Below are 24,907 nucleotides of genomic sequence, written 5' to 3'. Positions count from 1 at the left end.
GGGCGGGGCGGCCTCCCACCACACCGATCTCCTGGAGGGAACGCCATGGAACCCCACACCTACACGCCGGCCTCGGCCTGGCAGACCAGCAGTCTCTGTGTGTCGGACAACTGCGTCGAGGTCGCGGTCCGCCGCGGCGAGGTGCGCGTCCGCGACTCGAAGGACCCGCACGGCCCGGTGCTGCGCTTCACCGTCGAGGAGTGGTCGACCTTCCTCGGAGGCGCTCGCCTCGGCGAGTTCGAGCCACCGGTGTGCTGAACACGCGGCTGGCCGGTCGCCGGTCATCCGCGCAGTTCCGCGATTCGGTCGACAATCAGCTGACGGGAGTCGGCGGCCGACGCCGCCGCTCCCTCGGCCCCAGCCAAGGCCTTGGCATACCGGGCGACGCCGTGCGGGTCGTCGATGAAGGTCATCTCCTCGAGCAGTTCCGCGAAGACGACCGGAGGAAGATCCTCGTCGTCGAACTCGAAAAGCGTGAAGGCGAGACCGTCGGCGGGATGGACGTCGGCATCATGCGGGATGACCCGGGTGATGACGCCGGACTCGTCGATCCGGCGCAGGATCTGCTTCCACTGCTCGGACATCACGGCCTTCCCGCCGATCACCCGACGCAGCACGGCCTCATCGAACAGGACGGTCAGGCGCGTCGGTTCGAGGCCGTCAAGCAGGCGCTGCCGGCGCAGCCGGAGGGCAATCATCCGTTCGGCCCGCTCGTCGGCGACGGCGTCCCGGGTGCTGAACAGGGCGCGGGCATAGTCCGCGGTCTGCAGCAGTCCGGGAATCAACGAGGTGTTGTGCGTCCGGATGTGAGCGGCCCCATCCTCCAGGCCGAAGAACTGGCCGGAGCCTGCTGGGACGACGTCGGTGTACTCCTGCCACCACTCGCGAACCCGGGCCTGGCGGACCAGCACATCGAGGCCCAGCTTCTCGTCCTCGACCATCCCCAACACCGGAGCCAGCGCGGCGAGGTCGACGACGCGGATGCCGGAGACCGCCGTCTCCATCCGGCTGATCTTCGACGGTGAGCACACCAGCGCGCGTGCGACGTCCTCGACTGTGAGCCCGGACCGCTGCCGGTAGCGCCGCAGCCGCTGGGCGAGCCGCCGCCGCGCGATCACCGCGTTCGTCGCCCCGTCCGTCAATGGCCTGCTAGGCAACATGATCCTCCGGTCCCCACCCACGGCCACTGCCCGCCAACAGGTCCAGGCAACCACACATCCCCGGACGGAAAATCCAATCTGGACATGCAATATGCAATTGCAGTATCTTCCGGCCGGAGGGCCGAAGCAAGTTCAGGGGGTGCCTCGACCTCGCCCCGGTCCCGCCCTCATCGCTGCCGAGTACGGGGCGGCAGCGACGGGCGGGGATCCGGGTGCGGCAACTCGGCGGAACAGCGGACGACGTCGGCGTCCCCTGAACACCGGCCGACCCGCGCCACGGCACCCGGCCGAACTCACATCGCTAGCGATCACCATTGGAGGACCCCGTGGACTGGGGCAACCATCTAGAAAGCCAGGTCACGGCCGCAGCCGCGGCCACTCCCGCGCACTGGGGCGCCTACGAGGTCTTCTCAGTCATCTCCGGCGTGATCCTGGCCGTCGCCGCGTTCGCACCAGGCCTCAGCCTGCGGGAACGCGCGAGCGCCCTCGCCGGTGGGGTCGTCCTCATCGCGTACGGCGCCTACGTCGCGCACCAGACGTCGGGCACCTTCTATTTCCCGATCTGGATCTTCATCTTCCCCTTCGGCGCTCTCGCCTACCTCGGCTTCGTCGCCTGGGAGCGATACGGCAAGAAGAAAAACCAGCAGTGAAATCAGGCGGAATGAACATGTCCAGCCACCTCGGGACGGACGGCACGACAGTGAAGATCTGCACCCTCTTGGCCGCGATGGTCCTCTCACTCGCGGTGTCCGCCTGTTCAGGCGTCAGCGGTGGTAGTGGTAAGAACTACGATATCTCGCCGATCTTCCCTCTCTCGGCAGGCAAGTGTGCGAAGTACCACGGAGACGAGAAGGGATCCGGATTCACCGCGACCTGCATGGTCACGAAAGACGAGTGCGAGAAGGCCGCAGCCGACTGGCGGCAGGCCATGCAACACGGCTACGTCACCGACGCCATCCAATTCAGATGCGACTGACGAAGCGCTCCGGCGGCACTGGCGTGGGCGGAACAGCCGCGACTCGTCAGTGAATTCCGCGGCCCTGAGGCCGTGAGAAGGGATTTTTCATGACGGCTTTTCTTGGAATCACTGGCTTCATCGCCCTCGTCACAGCCATCGTCTTCGTGCGGAACCTCGCCGGCAAGGCCGCTGCCAAGGTGACCGCTCCGGTGGAGCGGGCCGTGTTCAGCGGCACCTACGCCAGCGGCCTTGCCGAGGCCAAGGCTGTCCTGAAGATCGCATCCCCGGTAGCCCCCTTAGAAACCATCGACAAGATCGTCGATGCCGTCGGTGTGGGTAATGCCTTTCCGGGCCTGAAGGCCGCTCTTTACCTGAAGTCACGGACCGGTGAGTCGGTTGTCTTCGCGTTCGGGAGCCGAGCGGCCGGCGACGTGTTCATCGCCTCCGTCCGACTCGCCACCTCGGACACGGGCTCGAGCGGCACCTTCCAGGTCAACCGCTGGCACGAGCAGGGCGCGATCGTGCAAGGCGCGAAAGACATGGCCAGGCTACGTGATGGGATCGGCACGGCCGTTCAGGAACTCGGTGGCTCGGCTACCGCCGAGATCGTCGATGGGTCGGTCCGCCGCCGGCTGCAGGCGTGAGCCAGCCGAGGCAGACGGGTGCCGGTCGCTATAGCGATAATCTCTAAAGCGCAATCTCAACGGGGGATCCAGAATGACCAGTCTCGGCAATGGCGAAACCGACGCCACGCCGACCGTCCCACCATTGCTTCCTGATCTGGCTGCTAGATGCATCGTCATCGACTGCGAGACGATCCACACGGACTCCTGGGAACATCCCGGTGGACCGCGTATCTCACGCAATGGATCGGCACTGCCATGGCCGGGCGAGACCGCCCTCTCCTCCCATCACGTCACCAACGTTTGGCTGTACTCCTCGGTTACCGGCGGGCTGAGCCGAGAGCCGGTTCTCAGCAAGGCCGCTGGCACTTTGCTGGTGACCGATCGATCGCTGCGCGGGTCATTCGACGTCGGTGCCGGGCCCGTGATCGGTAGCCTTTCACCGGCCCGACGAGTGTTCACTTTCTGTTGGCCCTACTCGCAGATGGCTCCACCGACGATAGACTCAGCCATAGGTATTGTCATGAACAGCTCGAACGGCCCGTCTCCCCTCGCGCCAGCGCTTAGATTTCAGGAGTTGGCCGGTGCCAGCCGCCTTGAAGTCTGGCCGCCTGACTTGTCCAAAGAGGCTCTGGACAGAGCCGCCAACATCGCCTACGAGGCGTTTGTCACCAAGGACGACCGGCCTCTCGCAGCGGAGATCAGGAGAGCGAACGATGCCTACTGGGACCAGTTCGGCGGCCTTGTCACGCAGACGCAAAGGGCGCATGCCGCAGCCAATGGGATACCGGGACCAGGTCTGCCGCAGGGAGGCGGTATCCCCGGCGGCGGCTCCGGGGTCGCCCCCTATCCAAGGGGCGGGACACCACGACTCACCGGCCGCGCGCTAGCCTGGCTCGGATTCGGCACGCTCGCCCTCATCGCCGCCGCAACGGACAAGAACGGCGGGGCGGCGTTCGCCGTGCTCATCGGCGTCGTGCTCATCCTCTTCGGGGCCCGCTCGTGGTACCGCGGCAACCAGCCCGGCACGCCCATCGCTGACGCCTTGGACCACTGGTTCAGGCAGGCCTCACGCTCCGTCGCTCCGCCAAGCTCGCCAGGTGCCCTGACTGCCTCCAGATGGGCCGGACGAACAGACCGCGCCGTCGACTATGTAGCCGACCGGTCCTGGCGCCAGGTACGGCGGACAATCGACGCACTGCTATGGCTCGTGTTTGGGATCATCTGCTTCGTTGTGGCTCCGCTAGAACACGGCTTCGGCACGTTTGGAGCCATCGTTATCGGCATCGCATCACTTGGCTACGCTGGGCGCATTGCGTTTACCCGGAAGGGGTACGTGATCCCGCTTATATTCTACGCCGTGGCTCTCATCGGTATTCTAGCCGGGCTGGCGTTCATCGCGGAATCGCTCTAGGGCACGTGACCCAACCCAACTTGCGCGTCAAATACGGACGGCCAGCCAGCAGGTCATCTGCACGGGCGACCCAGTCAAGACGCAGTGATGCCTGTAACGGGGACTGGCACAAGTGCGTGGTATTCGGGGGACGAAAATGACGGATCTGTCAGCGGACGGCTCGGCCGAGAAGGCAGAGCAACTGCCAGCGCAAACCCGGCCTTCGGACGCTGGAATGGGCAAGGCCGCGGCGGACGGTGCCGCACCGGGTTACGTGCTGGGTCACTATCCGGCCGGAGCACCGGCACCCGGCCCCGCGAGCTACCCGCACTGGGGGCCAGAGCTGGCGCCATCCGGCGCCCCGCCCATGTCAGGGCCTGGCGCTCGCCCACGGCGCCGCTTTGCGGTGCTCCTCTTCACGGTCATACCGCTCTTGGCTGCCACCGCCGTCGGAGCAACGGTCCTTCTCGTTGGGCACGGCTCGTCGGGCCCGGCGTTGGCACGGCAGTTGGGCAAGCATCCGGCCGCACCGATCGGCGCGCCGTTCGCTACTGATAACAAAGGGCTCTGGTCCGTGCAGTTCTCGCCGGATGGTCACCTGGCCGCGACGGCGAGCGCCGACCACACTGCGAGTCTGTGGGACGTCCACGACCCGACTCGTCCAATCCGGCTCGGCCAGCCCCTGACCGGTCACACCGAGGACGTTTCCTGGGCGGCGTTCTCACCGAACGGGCGCATACTCGGGACCACCAGCTTCGACAAGTCCGCGCGCTTGTGGGACATCAGCGATCCGGCCCGTGCGGTTCCCCTGGGAACGCCCCTGGTCCTTCCGGACGGGGGCGATTGGCTCACCTTCTCCCCGGACGGGAACACCCTGGCCGTCTCGGACAACACCGACCTGCGCCTCTGGGATATTCACGATCCGGCCCGCCCGGTTCCGCTCGGCCATCCGCTCACCGACGGTGCCGCCAACATCGACGACCGTGGCTTCGGGGCTTCGGCATTCTCGCCCGACGGGAAGATCCTTGCCGGCGCTGCGGCCGACGGCTCCGTACACCTTTGGGACATTTCAGTTCTCACCTGGCCGGTACCGCTTGGCAGGCCGTTGGCCGGCCACCGCGACAGCGCGATCGACGCCGCGTTCTCCCCGGACGGAAAGACGCTCGCCAGCAGTGGCTGGGACGGCACAGTTCAGCTGTGGGACGTCACCGACCCTGCCCGTGCCCGTCTCCTCGGGAGTGCGAACGACCTCGGCGAGGAGGTCTACTCCGTCGCGTTCTCCCCAGACGGCAGCACGCTGGCGGCCAGTGTCGAACGGGGCGGCAACACCACGGTCGGCCACGGGACTCGGCTTCTCGACGTCTCCGACCCCGCGCATCCAGTGGCCATCGGCCAGGACCTCGACACCAGAGGCCCCAGCGTCTCGGTCGCGGCATTCGTCCCCAGGAGTGACCTCCTCGCGGTCGCGACCTTTCCCCGCACCGACCCGGACAACACCGTCCTCACACCGGGCAGCGTTCAGTTCTGGAAACTCCGCTGACCTGACAGTTCCCGCGCCCTAGCACAGGTCCCAAACTGCCTAGTGCCCATCAGCGCCGTCCCAACCCGCAGTCTGCCAGTCAGATCAGCTACTTGCGGAACGCGAGTCGACGACGAGCAAGGTGTAGCGGCCCTTCGACGCAATTCCTAGATTAGTGTGCTCGACGGCGCGGAGAACGGTCACAGTGATGGTCTCGCCGAGTCGAAGGCCGAGGGCGAGGAGGCGCTCCTCGCCGTTCGCGTCGACCTCAACACGCGTGCTGTTCCTTGCAACACCGAGCTTGAGCGAGAACGAACCGTTGATGTTGAGTTCGACGACGCGTCCCGTGAAGGAATACTGGTCGACCGCCTCTCGCCGCTCGAGATTCCTGCGGACGTGTGCACGGCCGAGCTTCGTGAGCGTGGCCCGGCGGCCAGTACCGGCCGCAGATCGCCAGATCACGTCCAGGTCGACACCATGTCGTTCCAGTGCATCAGTCAGGGCAACGAAGGCATGGAGCAGGTCCGTTCTGTCCGCGAACCGTCGCATGTCCTGCTGGCCTTCGGCCGCGTCGTGCAGGTCCGCGACAGAGCGGACCGCACTGTCAACGGGATCCGCCGCGAGAAGCGCCGGCTGGCCACCGCGATCCGCCGGCTCGGAGAGAACGGGGGCAGGGGCCAGGTGAAGCACTGCGCTGCCCCGCGAGAAACCGACGAGGTCAAGCTGGAGGTCAGCCGGGCTCGCCGAAGGCACCGCTCCAGCAAGCTCTCGGCGGAACGCGGCGAGGACCTCCTCGACGATCCGTTCTGGCAGGCGACCATCGACCCCGTCTCCGCTGAACCTCAGCGAGAGGAAGCGGGCCGCCGCCGCGTCCGGATCATAGGCAGAGAGCGCCTCCACGAAGCTGCGGTCCAGCGCCTCGACAAGATCGACATCGGAAGCGTCGACACCGTCGCCAGACTGGTCAAGGTAGTCAGCGGCCATCCTGCGAGCGGTTGGACTGGACAACCGGTCCAGATCGTCCCGTCTCATACCTCCACCTCCAGGTAGCCGCGGCTCAGCGCGCCGCTGTCCTTGGTCGGCGGGCCCTTGGGCTCGCCGACCGGTCGGGTTCTCTGCCAGAAGTCGTCGAAGGCCCCGCGGTCGAGTATGTAGTCAAGCTCCGGCCCTGGAGCCAGGTTCTGGAGCCGGAACGGGCTTGGCATGTAGCGGTACCGGATCAAGATCGGGCTGAGCCGGAACTGCTTGAGCATCTTCTCTCGACTAGCCAGCTCGACAACCGTCTTGGCACCCGGCCTGCCCCTGCACTTCTGGATGGCGTCATAGTCGACCATCACCGACAGGTCCAGGTTCTGTGGATCAAGCTTGCCCGAGATGAAGCTACCGGCGAGCCATACCACGCTCAGCAACGCGTCGTCCCCAAGATGGGGCCGCATCCGCCCCTCGAAGTCGGCCCAGACCCGCAGGTAGGCGACGAAGCCGTCCCAGATCTCCCTGCGGGTCGACGATCCCGGGAAGCTGTCAACGAAACGGCCCAGGACCTCGTCAAGAGTCGCCCGGTACCGCCCGGGAGGGAGGTGTGGCGGCTGACCAACCAGGGGTTGGATCACGATCAGCGGGCTCCGGTTTGACTATCTTCGGTCCGGCACGGCCGTGAGGGGATCACCGCCCGTAACGAGAAGTCGCAGGCCGTGTCAGAACGGACCAGGACATTTTGCGCCAGTAGATCACGAAACAGTTGGGTCTCGGTGCACCCCTGGCACCTCCCAGCAGGCGGCCGGCGGCCTCCTGCCTGTCCTGCTCTGCGCCGACCGCGCTGTCGCGTGCGTTGCTGGCCCTCGGCCGGCCTGCGGCAGTGGGCCTCCCCCGGCAACGGGAGACCCACCGAGCCTGGCTATTGGCCTGGGACGACCTGGCCGCACCAGAATCCGTCGTGTTCGAGGGCTGCCGGCGGGGCGACCACGGCGAAGCTGTGGCCCGTGGGGTCGGCCTTGACGAAGTTCTCGCAGAGCTGGGGCTCTTTGGGCTTGGAGAGGTCAACGGGGGGCATCAGGCCGCTGCCGGTGAAGTCCGTGACCTGGCGAAGCCTGTCGACGAACGCGGCACGGGTCGGACAGGGGCCCGCCAACTGAAGACCCTTGATCATCTCGTCGGCCGCGACGTAGGACGCGATCGCGATCTCGTCGCTCGGGTCTCTAAGCTCGGGTGAATAGGTGGCCATCGCGTTGCTGTAGGTCTTCATCGCGGGGGAGGTCGGGGCCGCGAAGGTCGAGATGGTCGACAGCCCGGCCATCTTGGCGCCGAAGGTCGTGAGGAGGGAGGCGCTGAAACCGCCGGCGTTGAGAGCGACCTTGATCGGGATACCGAGGCTCATCGCCTGGGAGTAGATGTCGACGAAGTCGGCGCCCTGCGCGGTGCCGACCAGCGCGTCGGCTCCCGACTGTTGCAGTTCCTGGGCGATGTTCGCGGCGCTGCTCATTCCGTGGGTGAACTTGACCTGGTCGACCACCTGGACGCCGCGGCTCTGCAGACTGGCGGCAAGCGCCGCGATCAGGTTTGGCGACGTCGCCGCGCTCGGGTCGATGACGATGACGGCTTTCGTGCCGCCCTCGGCCTTCACATAGTCGCCGTACGTCGAGACGATGCCCTTGTTGAAGAGGTTGCCGAAGTGGAAGACGTTGGGGAAATCGCTCCAGTCCGCGCTGGAGGCGAACCCGGTGACGGGGACGTTCTTCGACTGCAACCAGGTCGCCGCGCCGTCGAGGACCACCGTCAGCGCGACCAGGCCGAAGACCTGCTGGGTGTCGACGAGGTCATGCGCCGCCAGCGAGAATCCTGACGGGGTGGTCTGGTCGTCACCCCAGACCAGGTCGATCCTGCGGCCGTTGACACCACCGTGGGCGTTCTGCAGGTCGACCCGGGCCTGGACCGCGCTGCGCGACCCGCCGAACATGTCCGCGATCTCGGCGGGGCCGGTGTCGGGCTGGATCAGGCCGATCTTGATGGCGTTCGCCGTCACGCCCGGGCCCTGCGTGGTGCAGTGGTTCACGGTCTGGTTGGCCGCGACAGACGACCCACCGCACCCGGCGAGCACAGTGGACACGATCGCGGTCACTGCGGCAAGAGCGACGGTGACCGTGCGGCCAGGTAATCGAGGCAGGTCCATGAAGTCGTGCCTCCCATCGTTGCGCGAATGATCTCTTCGCGGTCTCGGTTCAGGGCTGGATCCGGTCTGGCCGAGCCGCGAGCCGGGCGGCACGGAGCGGCGTGGTCCCGGGCGGCCCAGCGGGCCTGCGACGTCATGGCGTCGCGACGTCGCTGACTCAGCGGCGCGGTTCGCGCGGCACAACGACCCGGACCGCCCCGCACGCCGTGTCCCTTTACGTCGCGTCGTTTGGCAGTCGCCTAAGTGATGCTGGACGCAATGTGTAACACGCGGCCAGCCGGGCCGGCAAGGCCCGGCGGCGAGGCGGGCCGGCGGCGGTCATCTCTCGCGCGGGGAGGGCTTCTTTCGCCCGGCTCGGTCGCCGGTCTCGGCCCGCGCGGAGTCCGTCAGCGCGAGCAGCATGCGCTCGGCGACCTCCAGCGCCTCGCGCGGATCGACCTCGTCCGGCCGGATCTCGCTCAGGGCGCCGAGCACCCCGTCCATCGCGCCGCCGACCAGCGCGACCACGACGTCGTCGGGCGACCGGCCGAGGTCCCGCGCGAGCGAGAGGACAGTGCCCCGCCGCCCTTCCAGGCTCTCGGCGCTCTGGGCGCCGCGCAGCGTCGGATTGGCCCGAACCATGGCGCGATGCAGGCTGCGTACCTCGCCATGGGTGCCGATCTCGTCCTCCAGCCAGCGGCGGAAGACGTCCAGCGTCGTGTCGCCGTCCTCGCGCTCGGCCAGGGTTTCGTTGAACCGCTTGGCGGCGTCGGCCTGGTAGGCGAGCGCGAGGTCACGCTTGGAGGCGAAGTACAACGACACGGTGCGGGGGGAAACCTCCGCGTCGTCGGCGATCTGGGCGATGGGCGTCGACTCGTAGCCCTGCTCCGCGAAGAGCCGCAGGGCGCTGCGCACGACTGCCGCGCGCCGCTTCGCGCGGGTCCGGTCCCGCAAAGTCAGCTCGCTCATGCTGTAAACCTACCGTCTCAAGCATGACTGCAGCCCACGGTAACTTTACCGAGCACAGTCGTTACAGTTGACGGTAAGGTTACCGTTGGCCGTATCATCGGCCCATGGCTGAGTACTCCGTCTTCGACTGCGACAACCACTTCTACGAGACCGCCGACGCGCTCACGAAGTTCCTGCCGGAGCGCTACAAGAGCGTCATCACGTTCGTCGAGGTGAACGGTCGCACCAAGATCGCGGTCAAGGGCCAGATCAGCGACTACATCCCGAACCCGACCTTCGCGGTGGTCGCCAGGCCCGGGGCGCAGGAGGACTACTACCGCAAGGGCAACCCCGAGGGCCGGAGCTACCGCGAGATCGTCGGCAAGCCGATGCGCTCCCTCCCGGCCTTCCAGGAGCCGGCCGCCCGGATCGAGCTCATGGATGAGCAGGGGCTGGACCGCGCGCTGATGTTCCCGACCCTGGCCAGCCTCGTCGAGGAGCGGCTGCGCGACGACGTCGGCGCGATGCACGCGGTTATCCACGCGCTCAACGAGTGGATGTACGAGACGTGGCAGTTCAACTACAACGGCCTGGACCGGATCTTCAGCACTCCGGTGATCACGCTTCCCAACGTCGAGAAGGCGATCGCGGAGCTGGACTGGGTGGTCGAGCGCGGCGCGAAGGTCGTCCTGATCCGGCCGGCGCCGGTGCCGGACATCCGTGGCTCGCGGTCGTTCGGCCTGCCGGAGTTCGACCCCTTCTGGGAGCGGGTCGTCCAGCACGACGTCCTCGTCGCGATGCACTCCTCCGACAGCGGCTACCAGCGCTACGTCGATGACTGGATCGGCATCAACAACGAGTACACCCCGTTCGCGAACCAGAGCGCGTTCGGGCTGATCGGGTTGTGGCGCCCGATCGAGGACTCGGTGGCGTCGCTGATCTGCCACGGTGCGCTGTCGCGCTTCCCGGCGCTGAAGATCGCCGTCATCGAGAACGGCAGCAGTTGGGTCGAACCGCTGCTGAAGTCGCTGAAGAACGCCTACAAGAAGATGCCGCAGACGTTCCTGGAGAACCCGATCGAGGTCTTCAGGCGCAACGTCCACGTCAGCCCGTTCTGGGAGGACGACCTGCCCGCGCTCGCCGAGATGATCGGGGCGGACAACGTGCTCTTCGGCTCGGACTACCCGCACCCCGAGGGCCTGGCCAGCCCGGTCAGCTACCTCAAGGAGCTCGAAGGGGCGCCCGAGGAGACCATCCGCAAGATCATGGGTGGGAACCTCGCCCGTCTCATGGGTGTCAGCGTCTCCGTCTGACGCCCGCGCTCGCCTGCGGGGCGCATCCTGGCGGAACTGGCTGCCTGATGGACGTGGAGAGGAAGAGACGTGAAGTCAGGCCTGACGGCTGACGAGGAGCTTTTCGTCGGGACGACCCGGAGGTTCCTGCAGGACGCGGTACCGACCAGCGTGTTGCGCGAGCTTCGGGACACGCCGGAGGGCTACGAGCCGGGCTACTGGAAGACCGGCGCCGAGCTGGGCTGGACCTCGATGCTGGTGGCCGAGGAGCACGGTGGCGGAAGCATCAGCGGCAACGGACTCGCCGATCTGGCGCTCCTGGCTCACGAGTTCGGCCGGGCGGCGGCCCCTGGCCCGCTGCTGTCGACGAACGTCGTGGCCTCCGCGTTGTCACGCGTCGGCGGGGAGTCGGCGACCGAGGCGCTGGGAGCGTTGTGCGCCGGCGAGGCGGTCGCCTCGTGGTGCTGGAGCGAGCCGCGTCCGCATGGCGGGCTGGGCGACATCGGCGCCGTCGCCGAGCGGTCGGGCGCCGGATGGGTGCTCTCCGGAGTCAAGTCCCCCGTCGAGCACGGCGCGCAGGCCGACCTGTTCCTGGTGACCGCGCGAGCCGAGGGCGGCCTGGTGCAACTGCTCGTGCCCGCCGCGCAGGACGGAGTGACGGTCACCCAGCTGCGGTCGATCGATGTGACCCGCCGTTTCGCCCGGGTCGCCTTCGACGGGGTTCAGGTGCCGGCGACGGCGGTTCTCGGCGAGCCCGGTCACGCGGCCGCAGAGGCGGAGCGGCAGCTACGCGAGGCGTTGGTCATTCAGGTGGCCGAGATGGCCGGGGCGATGGACCGGGCCTTCGAGCTGACCGTCGCCTGGGCCGCGGACCGGTACTCCTTCGGCCGGCCGCTGGCCTCGTACCAGGCGCTCAAACACCGGTTCGCCGACATGAAGATGTGGCTGGAGACCAGTAACGCGCTCGTCGACGCCGCGACCGAGGCCGTCGCGGGCGACGACACGGACCGGGCCACCGAGCTCGCCAGCGTCGCGAAGTCCTACATCGGTGACCACGGTCCGGAGCTGTGTCAGGACTGCGTCCAGATGCACGGCGGTATCGGCCTCACGTTCGAGCACGACCTGCACTTCTCCCTGCGCCGGGTCGCGCTGGGACGCGCGCTGATCGGGACGCCCCGCGAGCATCGGCTGCGGCTGACGGACCTCCTCGAACGGCGCAACCACGAGCGGAAGGCGACGGACCGATGAGCACCGGCGAGCTCGAACCGATCGAGGAGTTCCGGCTGCGGGCCCGCGGCTGGCTGCGCGAGAACATGCCCACCGTTCCGGCGGGCGGGGTGCGGCAGATGGCGACCCGCTCCGACGAGGAGGAGCTGGCCGAGGTTGCCGAGGAACGACGGCTGCAGCGGCTGTTGTTCGACGGCGGCTTCGCCGGGATCTGCTTCCCCAAGCAGTACGGCGGCCTCGGCCTCACTCCCGCGCACGCCGCCGTGTTCGACGAGGAGCTCGCTGGTTACCGCTATCCCTGGCGGTTCCAGGTACCCACGATGACCCCCTGCGCCGCGGTGATCCTGGAGTTCGGCACGCAAGAGCAGAAGCTGGCCCACATACCCGCGATCCTGCGCGGCGACGAGCTGTGGATGCAGTTCCTCTCGGAACCCGGCTCGGGGTCGGACCTGGCGGGCGTGCGCACGAGCGCGGTGCGCCAGGGCGACGACTGGGTGCTCAACGGATCGAAGATCTGGACGACGGGCGCCTGGTGGTCCGACTGGGGTCTGTGCCTGGCCCGGACCAACTGGGACGTGCCGAAGCACCGCGGCCTCAGCGTCTTCATGCTGCCGATCCACCAGGCGGGCATCGAGGTCTCCCGCATCGAAATGATCAATGGCAACCGGGAGTTCTGCCAGGAGTACCTCACCGACGTCGTCGTCCCGGACAGCGCCCGCGTCGGCGGCGTCGACGACGGCTGGACCGTGGCCACCCGATGGCTGTTCTACGAGCGCACCTTCCACTCGTCGCCGCTCACCCTGCACCCCACCGCCACGGCGGGTGGCCAGGCCGTCGACGGGCCGGCCGCCGGGCTGATGCACCTGGCCGAGGTCGCCGGCAGGCTGGACGACCCGGCCGCTCGGGACCTCATCGGGGAGGCACACGCGCTGAGCGTCGCGATGCGCGAGCTCGATCACCGAGTTCACACCGCGATCGCCACCGGCGGGGCCTCCGACCAGTTCGCCTCCCTCAGCCGGCTGATGCACGGCGTGGCCGCGGGGCGCTTCTCTACGATCGGCTTCGAGCTCGCCGGCCCCGACGCCGTCGCCGCCTCCCTGGACGACGACGCCGGGCAGTTGCTGGGCGACCAGGGTACGAGCTACCTGGTCCGCCAGCTGATGAGCATCGCGGGCGGCACCACCGAGATGGCCCGCAACGCCATCGCCGAACGCGTCCTCGGCATGCCCCGCGAGACCTCCCTCGACCGCGGGGTCCCCTTCCGGGACGTGCGCCACGGGTCATAGGCCGGGTCAGGCGTCGGGCGAGCCGGTCGGCAGCGGAAATCCAGCCCGGGTCGCGGGGCCGCATGGCAGCGCACGGTCATCCAGCCCCGCGGCCGGGCTCGGGGGCTGTCAGTCCGGTTTCGACGCGATGCCCTCGTAGGCGAAGCCGAGCAGCGCTGTCCCCTCCATCGGATACGTCTGGACCGACTTCAGGATCAGTCCGGACTTCTGCACCAGATCGTCGATCCGACGGTTGAGGTGGCAGCCTCCGGCGATTCGGCCCCAGGCGGGGGTGAGCCGGTCCTGCCAGCGGGCGACTCGTGGTCTGGGCGAGCGGCCATGCTCGGTGAAGTGCATCGTGCCGCCGGGCCGCAGCACTCGGTAGATCTCGCGCAGCGCCTGTTCGGCGTCGGGGATGGTGCACAGCGTCCAGGTCGAGAGCACGTGGTCGACCGACGCGTCCGCGACGGGCAGCGCCTGGCCGTCGTCGCCGACGAACTCGACCGGGAAGGGTGCCGCGGCGATGCGCGGCGCCGCGAGGGTGCGTCCGACGGCGGCGGGCTCGACCACGAGCAGGCGAGTCACGGCCGCCGGAAGATGCGGAAGATTGCGTCCCGAGCCAAAACCGATCTCCAACACCTCGCCGGCCAGCCCGGCCGTCACCTGGGCCCTGGTCTCCTCCATCGGCCGGCCGAGGGCTACATCGGTAAGGCGGGGCACCACCTGGTCGTCGTAGAAGCCCATCACGTCTCCTCAGCGAAAACCCGCGCGGAACGAGGGGCAGGCCGGGCGGTGTCCGGGCCGGTCGGCGGGGCCGCGGCTACGAGCGTGGACTCGATCGTGGGCCACGGCAGGCCGGGTGGCAGCAGGATGGTGACACTGTCGGCCGCCTGGTCCCACGCCTTGAGCTGCTCGCCGACCTGGTCGCCGGTCCCGTATGCGGCGAGTTGGTCGAGCACGGGGGACGCGGCGGGCGGGATCGTGCCGCGGCGCGGGCTCGGCCGCGGATTGGCCGCCACGATCGCGGCAACCTGGGTGGCGAAGCCCTGGTTTGACACCGACTGGGCGTAGACACCGCCCATCGCCGTCAGGTACCAGGCAGTACAGGCGGCGGCGATGGCCCGCGCGGTCTCGGGGTTCTCGTCGGCGACGGTGATCGGTCCGGCCGCCACGGTGAGAGCGGGCCGGTCGGGAGCGGTGGCCGCGCGTAGCCGGTGGAGCCGGTCCGCCGACGCGGCGAGGTGATCCCGGGCCATCAGCGCGGGGATCCAGCCGTCGCCGACCTGCGCGGCCACCTCGGTCGTACGCGGGCCGAGCGCCGCGACCCAGATGGGCACCTCGGCGGCCGGCCGCTGGCCCAGTCGAAGCGGGTGCGCGCCCGGGAGGCGGTACAGCTGGGCCGGCTCACCGGCGAGCAGCGCGCGAACCTGGGTGACGACGTCGCGCAGCTTGGCGGCCGGATGCTCGAACGGCGTGTCGTGAAACCCTTCGGCCAGCGCCTTCGTGCTGGCACCGAGGCCCAGCACATACCGACCCGCGGAGACCTCCTGCAGGGTGGCGGCGGTCATCGCCAACGTCGCCGGGCTGCGCCCCCACACGGACAGGACGCCCGACGCGAGCCGGATCCGGCTGGTACGCAGCGCGATCTCGGTCACGATCGGGGTGGAGTCCAGCCCCCATCCCTCGGGTACCGCGAAGGCCTCGTAGCCCAGTTCCTCGGCCAGCACCGCGGCCTTGACGATGACATCCCGCCGGGTCTCCATCGGTGTGAGCCCCACGCCGCGCCGGACGGTCATGACGCCTCCGAAGCGGCCAAGTGCGGGACGTGGGCGCCGCAGTGCGCCGATGCATGGAACATGGGTTTGACGTTAGGACCGCGGCACCGGGCCAACCATCGGGTGAACTACCGGTACGGAACCACTCCATTCCGGTCCTGGGCCGGTCGACGGGCGCTGGCATCGGGCGTTCGACCGATCCGTCAGAAGCTCTGGCGTAGCCGCTGTTCGGTGGTCCAGGCCGCGATCTGGGCCCGGGAACTGACCTGCAGCTTGCGACGGATGTTCTCCACGTGCGTCTCGACCGTTCGCGGCGCGACCGACAGCCGCCCGGCGATCGCGTGGTTGGTGAGACCTTCGGTGACCAGCTCGGCCACCTCGAACTCGCGGACGGTCAGCCGTTGCCCACCGCGCGAGGGCTGCCTCAGAAACGCGAGTACCGCGTCCAGGACCGCCGCCCAGTCACCGTGGTAGTAGAGGTGGCTGGAGCCCGGCAGCGGAACCAAGACCGCGCCGGGAACAAGCGCGGCGACCTCGCGGCCCAGCTCGAACCCGGTCCCTCGGTCGTCTTCGCGGTGCAGGACCGCGGTCGGCGTCCGCACCGCCGCAAGTAGCGCTCGGATGTCCGTGTCGTAGTAGACCTCCAGCAGCCGGGCGGCTGCCGCCGCGGTGGCACTCGCCTGCTGGAACCGGGCGAAAGCCGCCACATCGTCAGCGGTGGGATCGGCCACGAACGCACGCGCCAGCGCTTGGAGCCCCATCCCCCAGTGCGCCCTCACCAGCGCCACGACCGAGGTCCTGACGTCGGCCGGGGCCAGATCCCGGCCGCTGGCGCACATTCCGTAGACCACCATCGCCTCGACGCGTTCCGGGTGCCCCGCCGCGATCGCGGCGGCGAGCTGGCCCCCCTGCGAGGCGCCGAACAGTCGGAAGCGGCGTGCGCCGGCCGCGTCGGCGACCGCCAGCGCCGCGGCGACCTGCCCGTCGAACGAAAGATCGACGCCGTCCCGGTCCGACAGGCCGCATCCGGGCTTGTCGAAACGAATCACCGAGAAATGCTGCGCCAGGCCCTCCACAAACGCACCGAAAGAAAACAGGTCCAGCTGACCGCGAAGATGGGTGATCCAGCCCGAGTCGCACAACAAGGCCGGACCCGAACCCGTCATCGAATAGGCGACGCGGCCGGCCGGCGTCGCACAGTACCTGATCAGCGCCCGCACCCCTCCCAAGCTGACAGGTCCAGCCGACCCGGTAAAGGTGCCCGTCCGGGACACGACCCCATCTCCAAGCGGGGCGATCATGGCAAGTAGCGGTGTCGGCCGGGGCGGCGCCCGATCCCGTCGGCTAGGCGGTCGTCGGCGTCGCCAGGCAGAACCGCAGGAGGCGGTCCTTCTCCTCGGGGGTCGCCCGCGTGTGCGCCCTCAGATGACCGCTCAACCGTCCGAGGACGGCATGGGTGACGAGTTCGGCGTCGAGCTCGGGGGTGGCGCTGCCGAGCGTCGCGAACGGCTCGTGCAGCAGCTCGGCGAACGGGGCCGTCGCGGCGTGGTCGCCGGTGGGGATCGACGAGTTGAGGGTGCTGCTGTTCCACAGGACCGCGGTGGTCCGCGCCGCCGGAGACTCGTCGGCCTGGGCGAGCGTCCCGTCGACCCAGACCCGGATCTTGCCCTCGACCGTGGGCTCCCGCGCCATCCGGCGGTCGAGAGCCACGGCGACGCGCTCGGCGCCGTCCTCGATGAGCGCCGCCACCAGCGCGTCCTTCGACGGGAAGTGCCGGTAGAACGCGTCGTTCGACAGCCCGGCCAGCGCGACGATGTCGGCGACACGGGCCTTCGCCGTGGTCCCGGTCGCCTCGATGACCTTCCGGCCCGCCTCGATCAGCGCGGACACCTCGCCCGCGTAGTCCGGCCGGCGACGTTCGGCTGCGGTCTGCGCCGCGATGCGGGCCGCGACCCGGCTCGGCCGACCGATTGCGTTCTCCATGACAGAATTCTAAGGTGTTATCCAGAATGATCTAGAAAATCCGGAACAGTGTGGCAGGCTCGCCGAGCGCAAGGAGTCCGCGGCATGACCCTGACCTGCTTCGACGTCCGCTTCGACGGCTCCGTCGCGCACCTGCGACTGAACCGGCCCGAGCAGAAGAACTCGCTGGTCCCGGCGTTCTGGGCGGAGCTGCGGACGCTGGTCGAGGACATCGACCGGCAGGCCAGCGCCCGGGTCATCGTGCTGTCCTCGACCGGGCGGCACTTCTGCGCCGGTCTCGATCTCGGCGTCTTCGACGGCGGGATGTTCCGCGCGCAGGGCGGCGGGGACGAGCCCGGCCGCAAACGCGCCGTGCTCTACCAGGGCATCCGGTCGCTGCAGGCGACGTTCACCGCGTTGGAGCGGGCCCGCGTTCCGGTGATCGCCGCCGTGCAGGGCGGCTGCGTCGGTGCCGGGCTCGGCCTGGTCGCGGCCTGTGACCTGCGCTACGCCACCCGGGACGCCTTCTTCCTCGTCCAGGAGACCAACCTCGGCATCACGGCCGAGGTCGGGCAGCTCCAGCGGCTGCCGAAGGTGATGCCGGAGGGCATCGCCCGCGAGATGGCCTACCGCGGGATGCGGCTGCCCGCCGCCCGGGCGGAGTCCGTCGGTTTCGTCAATGCCGTGTTCGACGACCATGAGGCACTTCTCGACGGCGTGTCGGAGATCGCGCGCGAGATCGCCGCGAAGAGCCCGTTGGCGGTATGGGGCTCGAAGCACTCTCTCAACCATGCGCGCGACCACGCCGTCGACGACGGGCTCGACCTCGTCGCCCTCTGGCAGGCCGGCATGTACCACCCGGACGACTGCCTGGAGAGCCTGAGCGCCCAACAGGAACGCCGCTCCCCGGTCTTCGAGGACCTCCGGCCGATCCCGTGATGGAAGGACGAACCGCCGTGACCGACGCGCGTCCCATCGACGCCGACAACCACTACTACGAGCCGCTCGACGCGTTCACCCGCCATCTCGACCCGGCCTTCGCCCAGCGGGGCGTGCAGGTCCTGCAGAAGGGCAAGCGCGCCGTGGTCGTGATGGGCGGCCGGATCAGCCAGTTCATCCCGAACCCGACCTTCAACCCGGTCACCAAGCCCGGCTGCCTCGACCTCTATTTCCGTGGCGTCATGCCCGACGGCGTCAGCCGCAAGACCCTCATGGAGCTCGAACCGCTCGCGGCCGAGTACCAGGACCGTGACCAGCGGATCCATCGGCTCGACGAGCAGGGCCTGGCCGGCGCGGTGCTCTACCCGACCCTGGGAGTCGGCGTGGAGGAGGCGCTGCGTGACGACGTCCCGGCGACGATGGCGTCGTTGCACGCGTTCAACCGCTGGCTGGAGGACGACTGGGGCTACTCCTACCAGGACCGCCTGTTCGCCGTCCCGCTGATCTCCCTGGCCGACCCGGACGGCGCCGTCGCCGAGGTCGACCGCGTACTGGCCCTTGGAGCACGGATCGTCCATGTCCGCCCGGCTCCCGTTCCGTCGCCGGGTTCCGGGGCGAACGGGCGCTCGCTGGGCCATCCGTCCCATGATCCGGTGTGGGCGCGGCTCGCCGAGGCCGACGTGCCGGTGGCCTTCCATCTGGGCGACAGCGGGTACCACAAGATGTCGGCGATGTGGGGCGGCTCGGCGACCCTGGAGGCGTTCGGGAAGACGAACGTCCTCGCGAAGATCGTGGTCGGTGACCGGGCGATCCAGGACACGATGGCGAGCCTCGTCGTGGACGGCGTGTTCGCCCGGCATCAGAGGCTGCGGGCGGTCAGCATCGAGAACGGCGCCGCCTGGGTGAAGCCGCTGCTGCGGCTCCTGAAGAAGTACGCCAACCAGTCCCCGGAGAGCTTCAGCGGCGACCCGGTCGAGGCTTTCAGGGAGCACGTCTGGGTCGCGCCGTACTACGAGGACGACATCGGCGAGCTCATCGACCTGGTCGGCGCCGACCACGTCCTGTTCGGGTCGGACTGGCCGCACGCCGAAGGCCTGGCCGAGCCGCTGCAGTTCGAGAAGGAGATCGAAGGGCTCGACACCGAGACCCGCCGCCGGATCATGCGCGACAACTCCGTCGCGCTCCTCAACCTGTGACCGCGCCCCAGCCGGCCACCACGAGCGGTCCACCGTGGGCGCAGGACGGGACCGTCGAGGTCGAGATCGCCCGCAGTGTCGCCACGGTCAGCCTGGCCCGGCCGCCGGGCAACGGCTGGACGCCCGCACTGGGCCGGATGTTCTTCGCCGCGCTCGACCAGCTGGCGACCGACCCCGCGGTGCGAGCCCTCGTCGTGACCGGCGCCGGTCCTGACTTCTGTGTCGGCGCCGACGGCGGCGGCCTCGACAACATGGCGGATGCCGGTTCCTACGAGATCGACGCGGCTCGGCCTACGTACTGGGCGGCGATGACGATCGCGAAGCCGGTCGTGGCGGCGGTCAACGGGGCCTGCTTCGGCGTCGGGATGCAGCTGGCTCTGTTCTGCGACGTCCGGTTCGCCGGATCGTCGACGAAGTTCGCCACCGCGTTCGTGCGCCGCGGGCTGATCGCCGAGCTCGGGATGAGCTGGCTGCTGCCGCGGATCGTCGGGCTCGGGATCGCCAACGACCTGCTGCTGTCCGGCCGGCTGGTCCGCGCCGCCGAAGCCGAGCGGCTGGGCCTGGTCAACCGGGTCGTCGAGGACGGCGAGCTGCTGGCCGCGGCGCAGGACTACGCGGCGGGACTGGCCGCCACCTGCTCGCCGGCCGCGATGGGTGTCGTCAAGCGCCAGACCTACACCGACCTGACCGCCACGCTGCCCGCCGCGGTCAGCCGCGCCGACGCCTGGATGGAGGAGGCGCTGGCGTCGCCGGACTTCGCCGAAGGCGTCCGCAGCTGGCGTGAGCGACGTCCACCAGCGTTCGGCGGCCTCGACCCAGCACACGCCCGGTTCACGCTTCCCGAAGCCGACGAGACGAGATAGGCAACCGACGGATGACTCGACCACGCGACGTCAAGGTGATCGACACCCTGATGGGCTTCCGGTCCACCAGCAACATCCCGCACATCGCCGGGCTGCGCGACAGCGGGCGCGCGGACAACACCATCGGCTACATGTTCAAGGGGATGCCGGCCAACCGTCCCGACGACGTCCCGGACGACCAGGCCATCGACGAGACGCTCGCGAAGATGGACGCCCACGGCATCGAGACCGCGCTGGTCAACGCCACCAGTGAGACGGCGAGGACCGCGCTGGCGAAGCACCCCGGGCGCTTCGCGGGATCTCTCGGGGTCGACCCGAACGACATCATGGGATCGATCCGCGCGATCCGCCAGGCGGTCGACGAGTACGGCCTGCGCGCCGTGACGCTGTTCCCGTCGGGAGTCGCACCACAGGTGCCGATCGACGACCGGCACGCCTACCCGATCTACGCGACCTGCGTCGAGCTCGGGCTACCCGTGTTCGTCTCCGTCGGGGTTCCCGGCCCGCGCGTCCCGATGGGACCGCAGCACGTAGAGCTCATCGACCAGGTCTGCTACGACTTCCCCGACCTGGTGTTCGTGATGCGCCACGGCGCCGAGCCCTGGACCGACCTCGCGGTCAAGCTGATGCTCAAGTGGCCGAACCTGTACTACTCGACCACCGCGTTCGTCCCGAGGCACTACCCCCAGGCGATCATCGACTACGCGAACACCCGCGGCGCCGGCAAAATCATCTACGGCGGCTACTATCCGTTCGGCATCGAGCTGGAACGGACCTTCGCCGAGCTCGACGACGTCCCGTTCCGCGACGAGGTCTGGCCGAAGTTCCTGCGGCACAACGCGGCGAAGGTGCTGGGCTACGGGGTGGCGGCATGAGCGGCACCCCGCCGACCGGCGTCGGCCTGTGGGCCGGCTTCCTCGACCGGATGGCTCCCGCCGAGGCGATCAGCGCCGTCCGCGACATCGAGGCGGCCGGTCTGACGACGATCTGGCTGCAGGAGTACAGCGGCGTCGACCCGTTCATCCGCGCCGCGCTGTACCTGCAGGCCACCGACCGGCTCACCGTCGCACTCGGGGTCGCCACGATCCACGCCCGCGACCCGGAGGCGATGGTCGCGGCCGCGTCGACGCTGCACGAGGCCTTCCCCGGGCGGTTCGCCCTCGGGCTCGGCGCCAGCCACCGCCACCTCGCCGAGAGCCGCGGCGGCACCTACGCCAAACCGCTGACCGCCATGCGCGACTACCTCGGCGCCATGGACGCCGTCGCCGGGACCAGGGCCCTACCGCCACGGTTCCTCGGCGCGCTCGGCCCGAAGATGGTCGAGCTCGCCGGCGCGGCCACCGACGGCCTGCACACCTACTTCTGCCCGGTCGCGCACACGGCCGCTGCCCGCGAGGCCGTCGGGGCGGGCCCGTGGATCGCCCCGTCCCAGATGGTCGCGGTCGGGAACCCCGGTACCGGCTGGAGCGACGACCTGCGCCGCTACCTCGGGCTCTGCCTGGGGATGCCGAACTACCGGCAGAACCTGCACCGGTGGGGGTTCTCCGCGGACGACCTCGCGCAGACGAGCGACGCCCTCGTCGACGCGCTCGTCGTCCCGGACGAGCCGACCGCACTGCGCGCCCGCCTCGACGCGCAGCACGCCGCCGGCGCCGATCACGTCGCGCTGCAGTTCGTCCCGCCGCCGTCGTCGGCGCGGGTCCTCGACCGGGTCGCCGCCGGTCTGGAGGTGCTGTGAGCGCAGGTGTCAGCGTCGCCGCCCGGACCGGCGAACCGCTGCTCGACCGCACGATCGGCGACCAGCTGCGCGCTCAGGCGGCGGCCCGTCCCGACCGTCCGGCGTTGAGCTGGGCCGTGGACGACGATCCCGCCGCCCTCCAGACGCTCACCTACCGCGAGCTGTTACTGGCCGCCGAGGCGGCCGCGGCCGCCATCGCCAGCCGCGCCCGACCGGGCCAGCGGGTCGCCGTGTGGGCTGCGAACGGGCCGGAGTGGGTGATCGTCGAGTACGCCAGCGCGCTCGCCGGGACCATCCTCACCCCGTTCAACACCGCGTGGACCGACGACGAGGTCGCCCACGCGCTCGCGCTCGTCTCGCCAAGGCTGCTGTTCGCCGGCTCCGACAGCCGCGGGCTCGACCTGCGGGCCCGCGCGGCCGGCCTCGTCAGCCGTACCCCGCTGTGCGACACGGTCGACCTCGACACCGTCGCCACCCGGCCGGGGCCGGTCGCGTGGGAGCCGCCGGACGTCCGGCCCTACGACCCGTTCCTCATCCAGTTCACCTCGGGCACCACCGGCCGGGCCAAGGGCGCGACCCTCAGCCACCGAGCCGCGCTCAACGCCGGGGACATCCGCGCCCTGACCTTCCACGCCGACGAGCACGACGTCTGGCTCAACCCCGTGCCGTTGCACCACGTCGGCGGGTCGGTAGTCGTCGTGCTGGCCGCCCTCGCCTCCGGCGCCAGCTACGTGACGATGTCCCGCTTCCACCCGGCCAACCAGGTCGCCCTCATGCGCGCGACGGGCGCGACCCGCACCGGCGGCGTACCGACGATGTTCTACGCGCTGCTGGACGTCCCGGGCTTCGACGAGGCGCTGGCCGGCATCCGGTCGGTCGGGCTCGGCGGGACCAGCGTGCCTCCCTCGCTCGTCGAACGGCTCCAGGCCCACGGGGCGACAGTCTCCGTCGCCTACGCGCAGTCGGAGTGCCCGATGATCACCCAGTCCGACCCCGCGGGTGACGCCGTCCACGTCGCGACCACCGTCGGCCTCGCGGTCCCGTACACCGAGCTGCGCATCGTCGGCGCGGCCGGCCACACCGTCGCCTGCGGCGAGGTCGGCGAGGTCCTGGTCCGTTCGCCGCTGACGATGATCGGCTACTGGGACATGCTCACCGCCACCGACGAGGTCCTGGACGCGGAGGGCTTCCTGCACACCGGCGATCTCGGCTCCCTCGACGAGCACGGCGTGGTCCGCATCCACGGCCGCGCCCGCGAGGTCGTAATCCGCGGCGGCGAGAACGTCTACCCCATCGAGGTCGAGGACGTCCTCCTGCGCCATCCCGCGGTCGCCGCGGTCGCCGTCCTCGCCGCGCCCAGCGACCGCTGGGGTGAGGAGGTCGCCGCGGTCGTGCGCCTCACCTCGCCGACGTCGGCGACCGCGGACGACCTGGCCCTGTTCGCGGCCAAAAGCCTGGCGCACTTCAAGATCCCCAGCCATTGGCGATTCGTCGAGGGCTTCCCGATGACGGCCGCCGGGAAGATCCGAAAGATCGAGCTCCTCGCGCTGTTCTCACCCGACAGCTGACAGTCCGCCGTCCACACCGAAAGGCCCCTTGCCATGCCGTCCCGCTCGCTCAGCTATCCCGTGTTCGACGCCGACAACCACCTGTACGAGACGACCGACTCGTTCACCCGCCATCTGCCCCGCGAGTACGACGGTCTGATCAAGTACGTCGAGGTCGCCGGCCGCACCAAGATCGCCATCCGCAACGTCATCTCCGACTACATCCCGAACCCGACCTTCGAGGTCGTCGCGGCGCCGGGAGCGCAGGAGGAGTACTTCCGCAGCGGGAACCAGGACGGCAAGTCCTACCGGGAGATCCTCGGCAAGCCGATCAGGGCTCTGGCGGGCTTCCGGGACCCGGTCGAGCGCATCAAGATCATGGACGATCTGGGGCTGGACGGGGCGCTCATGTGGCCCACGCTCGCGAGCCTGCTGGAGGAACGGCTCAGCGACGACCCGCTGGCGACGCACGCCGTCATCCACGCGCTGAACCAGTGGATGCACGACGACTGGACCTTCAACTACCAGAACCGCATCTTCCCGACCCCGGTCATCAACCTCGGCATCGTCGAGGAAGGCATCAAGGAGCTGGACTGGGTGCTGGAGCGCGGCGCGCGCGTCATCCTGATCCGCCCGGCGCCGGTGCCCGGCCTGCACGGCAAGCGGTCGTTCGCGCTGCCGGAGTTCGACCCGTTCTGGGCCAAGGTCGCCCAGGCCGACATCCTCGTCGGCCTGCACGCCTCCGACAGCGGTTACCAGCGCTACGTGAACGAATGGGAGGGCATCGGCGACGGCGAGATGCTGCCCTTCAAGGGCGCCACGGCCTTCTCCCAGATCATGCGCCACTTCTCCCGCCCGATCGTGGACACCATGACCTCCGTGATCGCCCACGGACTGTGCACCCGATTCCCCACCCTGAAGTTCGCGCCGATCGAGAACGGCAGCAACTGGGTCCGCCCCGTCCTCGAAGCGCTCGAGTTCGCCTATTCCTTCTCGCCCCGCGCGTTCGACGAGGACCCGGTGGCGGTGTTCAAGCGGAACATCTTCGTGCATCCGTTCCACGAGGAGAACCCGGTCGGGCTGTGCGAGCTCATCGGCTCCGACCGTGTCCTGTTCGGTTCGGACTGGCCGCACCCCGAAGGCCTCGCCGACCCGATCACCTTCGTCGACGACCTCAAGGGCCTTCCGGACGACGACGTCCGGAAGGTGATGGGCGGGAACCTCGCCGCCCTGCTCCACGTCGCCTGACACCTCGTCTGTCCGGGTGCGGCGGGCCGCACCCGCACAGCCGGCGGACGGCGGGGTCGGTTCTGGCCGGGCGGGGGGTCCCCCAGCGCGCATCGGGTCCCCGCCGGCG

Annotated in this window: 25 protein-coding genes; 16 read left to right on the top strand and 9 right to left on the bottom strand. The window is 69.3% G+C overall.

What is annotated here, in order from left to right; all coding sequences use genetic code 11:
* The first annotated feature begins 45 nt into the window (after nt 1-45).
* Nucleotides 46-258, top strand: a complete 213-nt coding sequence (locus I6A60_RS00125; protein ID WP_203012837.1) for a DUF397 domain-containing protein — start codon at nt 46-48, stop codon at nt 256-258.
* Between the two features lie 23 nt (nt 259-281).
* Here the strand turns inward: I6A60_RS00125 and I6A60_RS00120 are convergent, their stop codons facing one another.
* A complete protein-coding gene (locus I6A60_RS00120) occupies nt 282-1,160 on the bottom strand; it encodes a helix-turn-helix transcriptional regulator (protein WP_203012834.1) in 879 nt (292 codons plus the stop codon).
* A 326-nt stretch (nt 1,161-1,486) separates the two neighbouring features.
* Between I6A60_RS00120 and I6A60_RS00115 the strand changes: the two genes are divergently transcribed.
* From I6A60_RS00115 to I6A60_RS00095, 5 genes are all read left to right on the top strand, one after another.
* Nucleotides 1,487-1,810, top strand: a complete 324-nt coding sequence (locus I6A60_RS00115; protein ID WP_203012830.1) for a hypothetical protein — start codon at nt 1,487-1,489, stop codon at nt 1,808-1,810.
* Between the two features lie 17 nt (nt 1,811-1,827).
* Nucleotides 1,828-2,136 (top strand): hypothetical protein, encoded by a 309-nt coding sequence (locus I6A60_RS00110; protein ID WP_203012828.1) that lies wholly within the window; start codon nt 1,828-1,830, stop codon nt 2,134-2,136.
* 89 nt (nt 2,137-2,225) lie between these two features.
* On the top strand, nt 2,226-2,762 hold the full coding sequence (locus I6A60_RS00105; RefSeq protein ID WP_203012825.1) for a hypothetical protein: 537 nt from the start codon (nt 2,226-2,228) through the stop codon (nt 2,760-2,762).
* Nucleotides 2,763-2,835: 73 nt separating this feature from the next.
* Entirely contained in the window at nt 2,836-4,155 is a 1,320-nt protein-coding gene (locus tag I6A60_RS00100) for a hypothetical protein (protein WP_203012822.1), read from the top strand.
* Between the two features lie 136 nt (nt 4,156-4,291).
* On the top strand, nt 4,292-5,674 hold the full coding sequence (locus tag I6A60_RS00095) for a WD40 repeat domain-containing protein (RefSeq protein ID WP_307838625.1): 1,383 nt from the start codon (nt 4,292-4,294) through the stop codon (nt 5,672-5,674).
* 84 nt (nt 5,675-5,758) lie between these two features.
* On the opposite strand, the gene I6A60_RS00090 is transcribed toward I6A60_RS00095, so the two are convergent.
* The 4 genes from I6A60_RS00090 to I6A60_RS00075 all read right to left on the bottom strand — a co-directional run bounded on the left by I6A60_RS00090 (nt 5,759) and on the right by I6A60_RS00075 (nt 9,767).
* Nucleotides 5,759-6,637 carry a hypothetical protein gene (locus tag I6A60_RS00090; RefSeq protein ID WP_203012796.1) on the bottom strand — a complete coding sequence of 293 codons (879 nt, stop codon included), beginning with the start codon at nt 6,635-6,637 and terminating at the stop codon, nt 5,759-5,761.
* 44 nt (nt 6,638-6,681) lie between these two features.
* Nucleotides 6,682-7,263 (bottom strand): hypothetical protein, encoded by a 582-nt coding sequence (locus tag I6A60_RS00085; protein ID WP_203012795.1) that lies wholly within the window; start codon nt 7,261-7,263, stop codon nt 6,682-6,684.
* A gap of 284 nt (nt 7,264-7,547) precedes the next feature.
* Nucleotides 7,548-8,819 (bottom strand): ABC transporter substrate-binding protein, encoded by a 1,272-nt coding sequence (locus I6A60_RS00080; RefSeq protein ID WP_203012794.1) that lies wholly within the window; start codon nt 8,817-8,819, stop codon nt 7,548-7,550.
* Nucleotides 8,820-9,137: 318 nt separating this feature from the next.
* Nucleotides 9,138-9,767 (bottom strand): TetR/AcrR family transcriptional regulator, encoded by a 630-nt coding sequence (locus tag I6A60_RS00075; protein WP_203012793.1) that lies wholly within the window; start codon nt 9,765-9,767, stop codon nt 9,138-9,140.
* Nucleotides 9,768-9,871: 104 nt separating this feature from the next.
* Here I6A60_RS00075 and I6A60_RS00070 point away from each other — a divergent pair, with 104 nt between their 5' ends.
* The 3 genes from I6A60_RS00070 (at nt 9,872) to I6A60_RS00060 (ending at nt 13,551) form a co-directional block, all read left to right on the top strand.
* Nucleotides 9,872-11,059 (top strand): amidohydrolase family protein, encoded by a 1,188-nt coding sequence (locus I6A60_RS00070; protein ID WP_203012792.1) that lies wholly within the window; start codon nt 9,872-9,874, stop codon nt 11,057-11,059.
* Between the two features lie 69 nt (nt 11,060-11,128).
* Nucleotides 11,129-12,286, top strand: coding sequence for an acyl-CoA dehydrogenase family protein (locus I6A60_RS00065; protein WP_203012791.1), 1,158 nt, complete (start codon nt 11,129-11,131; stop codon nt 12,284-12,286).
* Nucleotides 12,283-13,551 carry an acyl-CoA dehydrogenase family protein gene (locus I6A60_RS00060; RefSeq protein WP_203012790.1) on the top strand — a complete coding sequence of 423 codons (1,269 nt, stop codon included), beginning with the start codon at nt 12,283-12,285 and terminating at the stop codon, nt 13,549-13,551. Before I6A60_RS00065 ends, I6A60_RS00060 begins: the two co-directional genes overlap by 4 nt.
* A gap of 108 nt (nt 13,552-13,659) precedes the next feature.
* On the opposite strand, the gene I6A60_RS00055 is transcribed toward I6A60_RS00060, so the two are convergent.
* From I6A60_RS00055 to I6A60_RS00040, 4 genes are all read right to left on the bottom strand, one after another.
* Nucleotides 13,660-14,274: a class I SAM-dependent methyltransferase gene (locus I6A60_RS00055; RefSeq protein WP_203012789.1), complete on the bottom strand. Its 615-nt coding sequence runs from the start codon at nt 14,272-14,274 to the stop codon at nt 13,660-13,662.
* Nucleotides 14,274-15,368, bottom strand: a complete 1,095-nt coding sequence (locus I6A60_RS00050) for an LLM class flavin-dependent oxidoreductase (protein WP_255544970.1) — start codon at nt 15,366-15,368, stop codon at nt 14,274-14,276. The genes I6A60_RS00055 and I6A60_RS00050 overlap by 1 nt, the downstream gene beginning before the upstream one ends.
* A gap of 140 nt (nt 15,369-15,508) precedes the next feature.
* Complete coding sequence (locus I6A60_RS00045; protein WP_238434493.1) at nt 15,509-16,471, bottom strand: alpha/beta fold hydrolase; 963 nt, start codon at nt 16,469-16,471, stop codon at nt 15,509-15,511.
* A gap of 178 nt (nt 16,472-16,649) precedes the next feature.
* Entirely contained in the window at nt 16,650-17,288 is a 639-nt protein-coding gene (locus I6A60_RS00040; RefSeq protein ID WP_203012781.1) for a TetR/AcrR family transcriptional regulator, read from the bottom strand.
* Nucleotides 17,289-17,372: 84 nt separating this feature from the next.
* Between I6A60_RS00040 and I6A60_RS00035 the strand changes: the two genes are divergently transcribed.
* From I6A60_RS00035 to I6A60_RS00005, 7 genes are read left to right on the top strand one after another with little or no spacing between them, the layout of a single operon-like run.
* A complete protein-coding gene (locus tag I6A60_RS00035) occupies nt 17,373-18,206 on the top strand; it encodes an enoyl-CoA hydratase-related protein (RefSeq protein WP_203012779.1) in 834 nt (277 codons plus the stop codon).
* Between the two features lie 17 nt (nt 18,207-18,223).
* Nucleotides 18,224-19,402, top strand: coding sequence for an amidohydrolase family protein (locus I6A60_RS00030; RefSeq protein WP_203012777.1), 1,179 nt, complete (start codon nt 18,224-18,226; stop codon nt 19,400-19,402).
* Nucleotides 19,399-20,265, top strand: a complete 867-nt coding sequence (locus tag I6A60_RS00025) for an enoyl-CoA hydratase-related protein (protein ID WP_203012763.1) — start codon at nt 19,399-19,401, stop codon at nt 20,263-20,265. Before I6A60_RS00030 ends, I6A60_RS00025 begins: the two co-directional genes overlap by 4 nt.
* A gap of 11 nt (nt 20,266-20,276) precedes the next feature.
* Entirely contained in the window at nt 20,277-21,140 is an 864-nt protein-coding gene (locus tag I6A60_RS00020; protein WP_203012761.1) for an amidohydrolase family protein, read from the top strand.
* Nucleotides 21,137-22,003, top strand: a complete 867-nt coding sequence (locus I6A60_RS00015) for a TIGR03620 family F420-dependent LLM class oxidoreductase (RefSeq protein ID WP_203012755.1) — start codon at nt 21,137-21,139, stop codon at nt 22,001-22,003. The genes I6A60_RS00020 and I6A60_RS00015 overlap by 4 nt, the downstream gene beginning before the upstream one ends.
* Nucleotides 22,000-23,571, top strand: a complete 1,572-nt coding sequence (locus I6A60_RS00010) for a class I adenylate-forming enzyme family protein (protein ID WP_203012754.1) — start codon at nt 22,000-22,002, stop codon at nt 23,569-23,571. Before I6A60_RS00015 ends, I6A60_RS00010 begins: the two co-directional genes overlap by 4 nt.
* 33 nt (nt 23,572-23,604) lie before the next feature.
* The gene (locus I6A60_RS00005; RefSeq protein WP_203012753.1) at nt 23,605-24,798 is read left to right on the top strand and encodes an amidohydrolase family protein; all 1,194 of its coding nucleotides are present in this window, start codon (nt 23,605-23,607) and stop codon (nt 24,796-24,798) included.
* Nucleotides 24,799-24,907 lie beyond the last annotated feature (109 nt).

The sequence above is a fragment of the Frankia sp. AgB1.9 genome, assembly GCF_016786355.1.
In the GTDB taxonomy this organism is placed as follows: Bacteria; Actinomycetota; Actinomycetes; order Frankiales; family Frankiaceae; genus Pseudofrankia.
The sequence above is the reverse complement of the archived record's forward strand: the minus strand, read 5'-3'. Positions and strand labels throughout refer to the sequence as shown.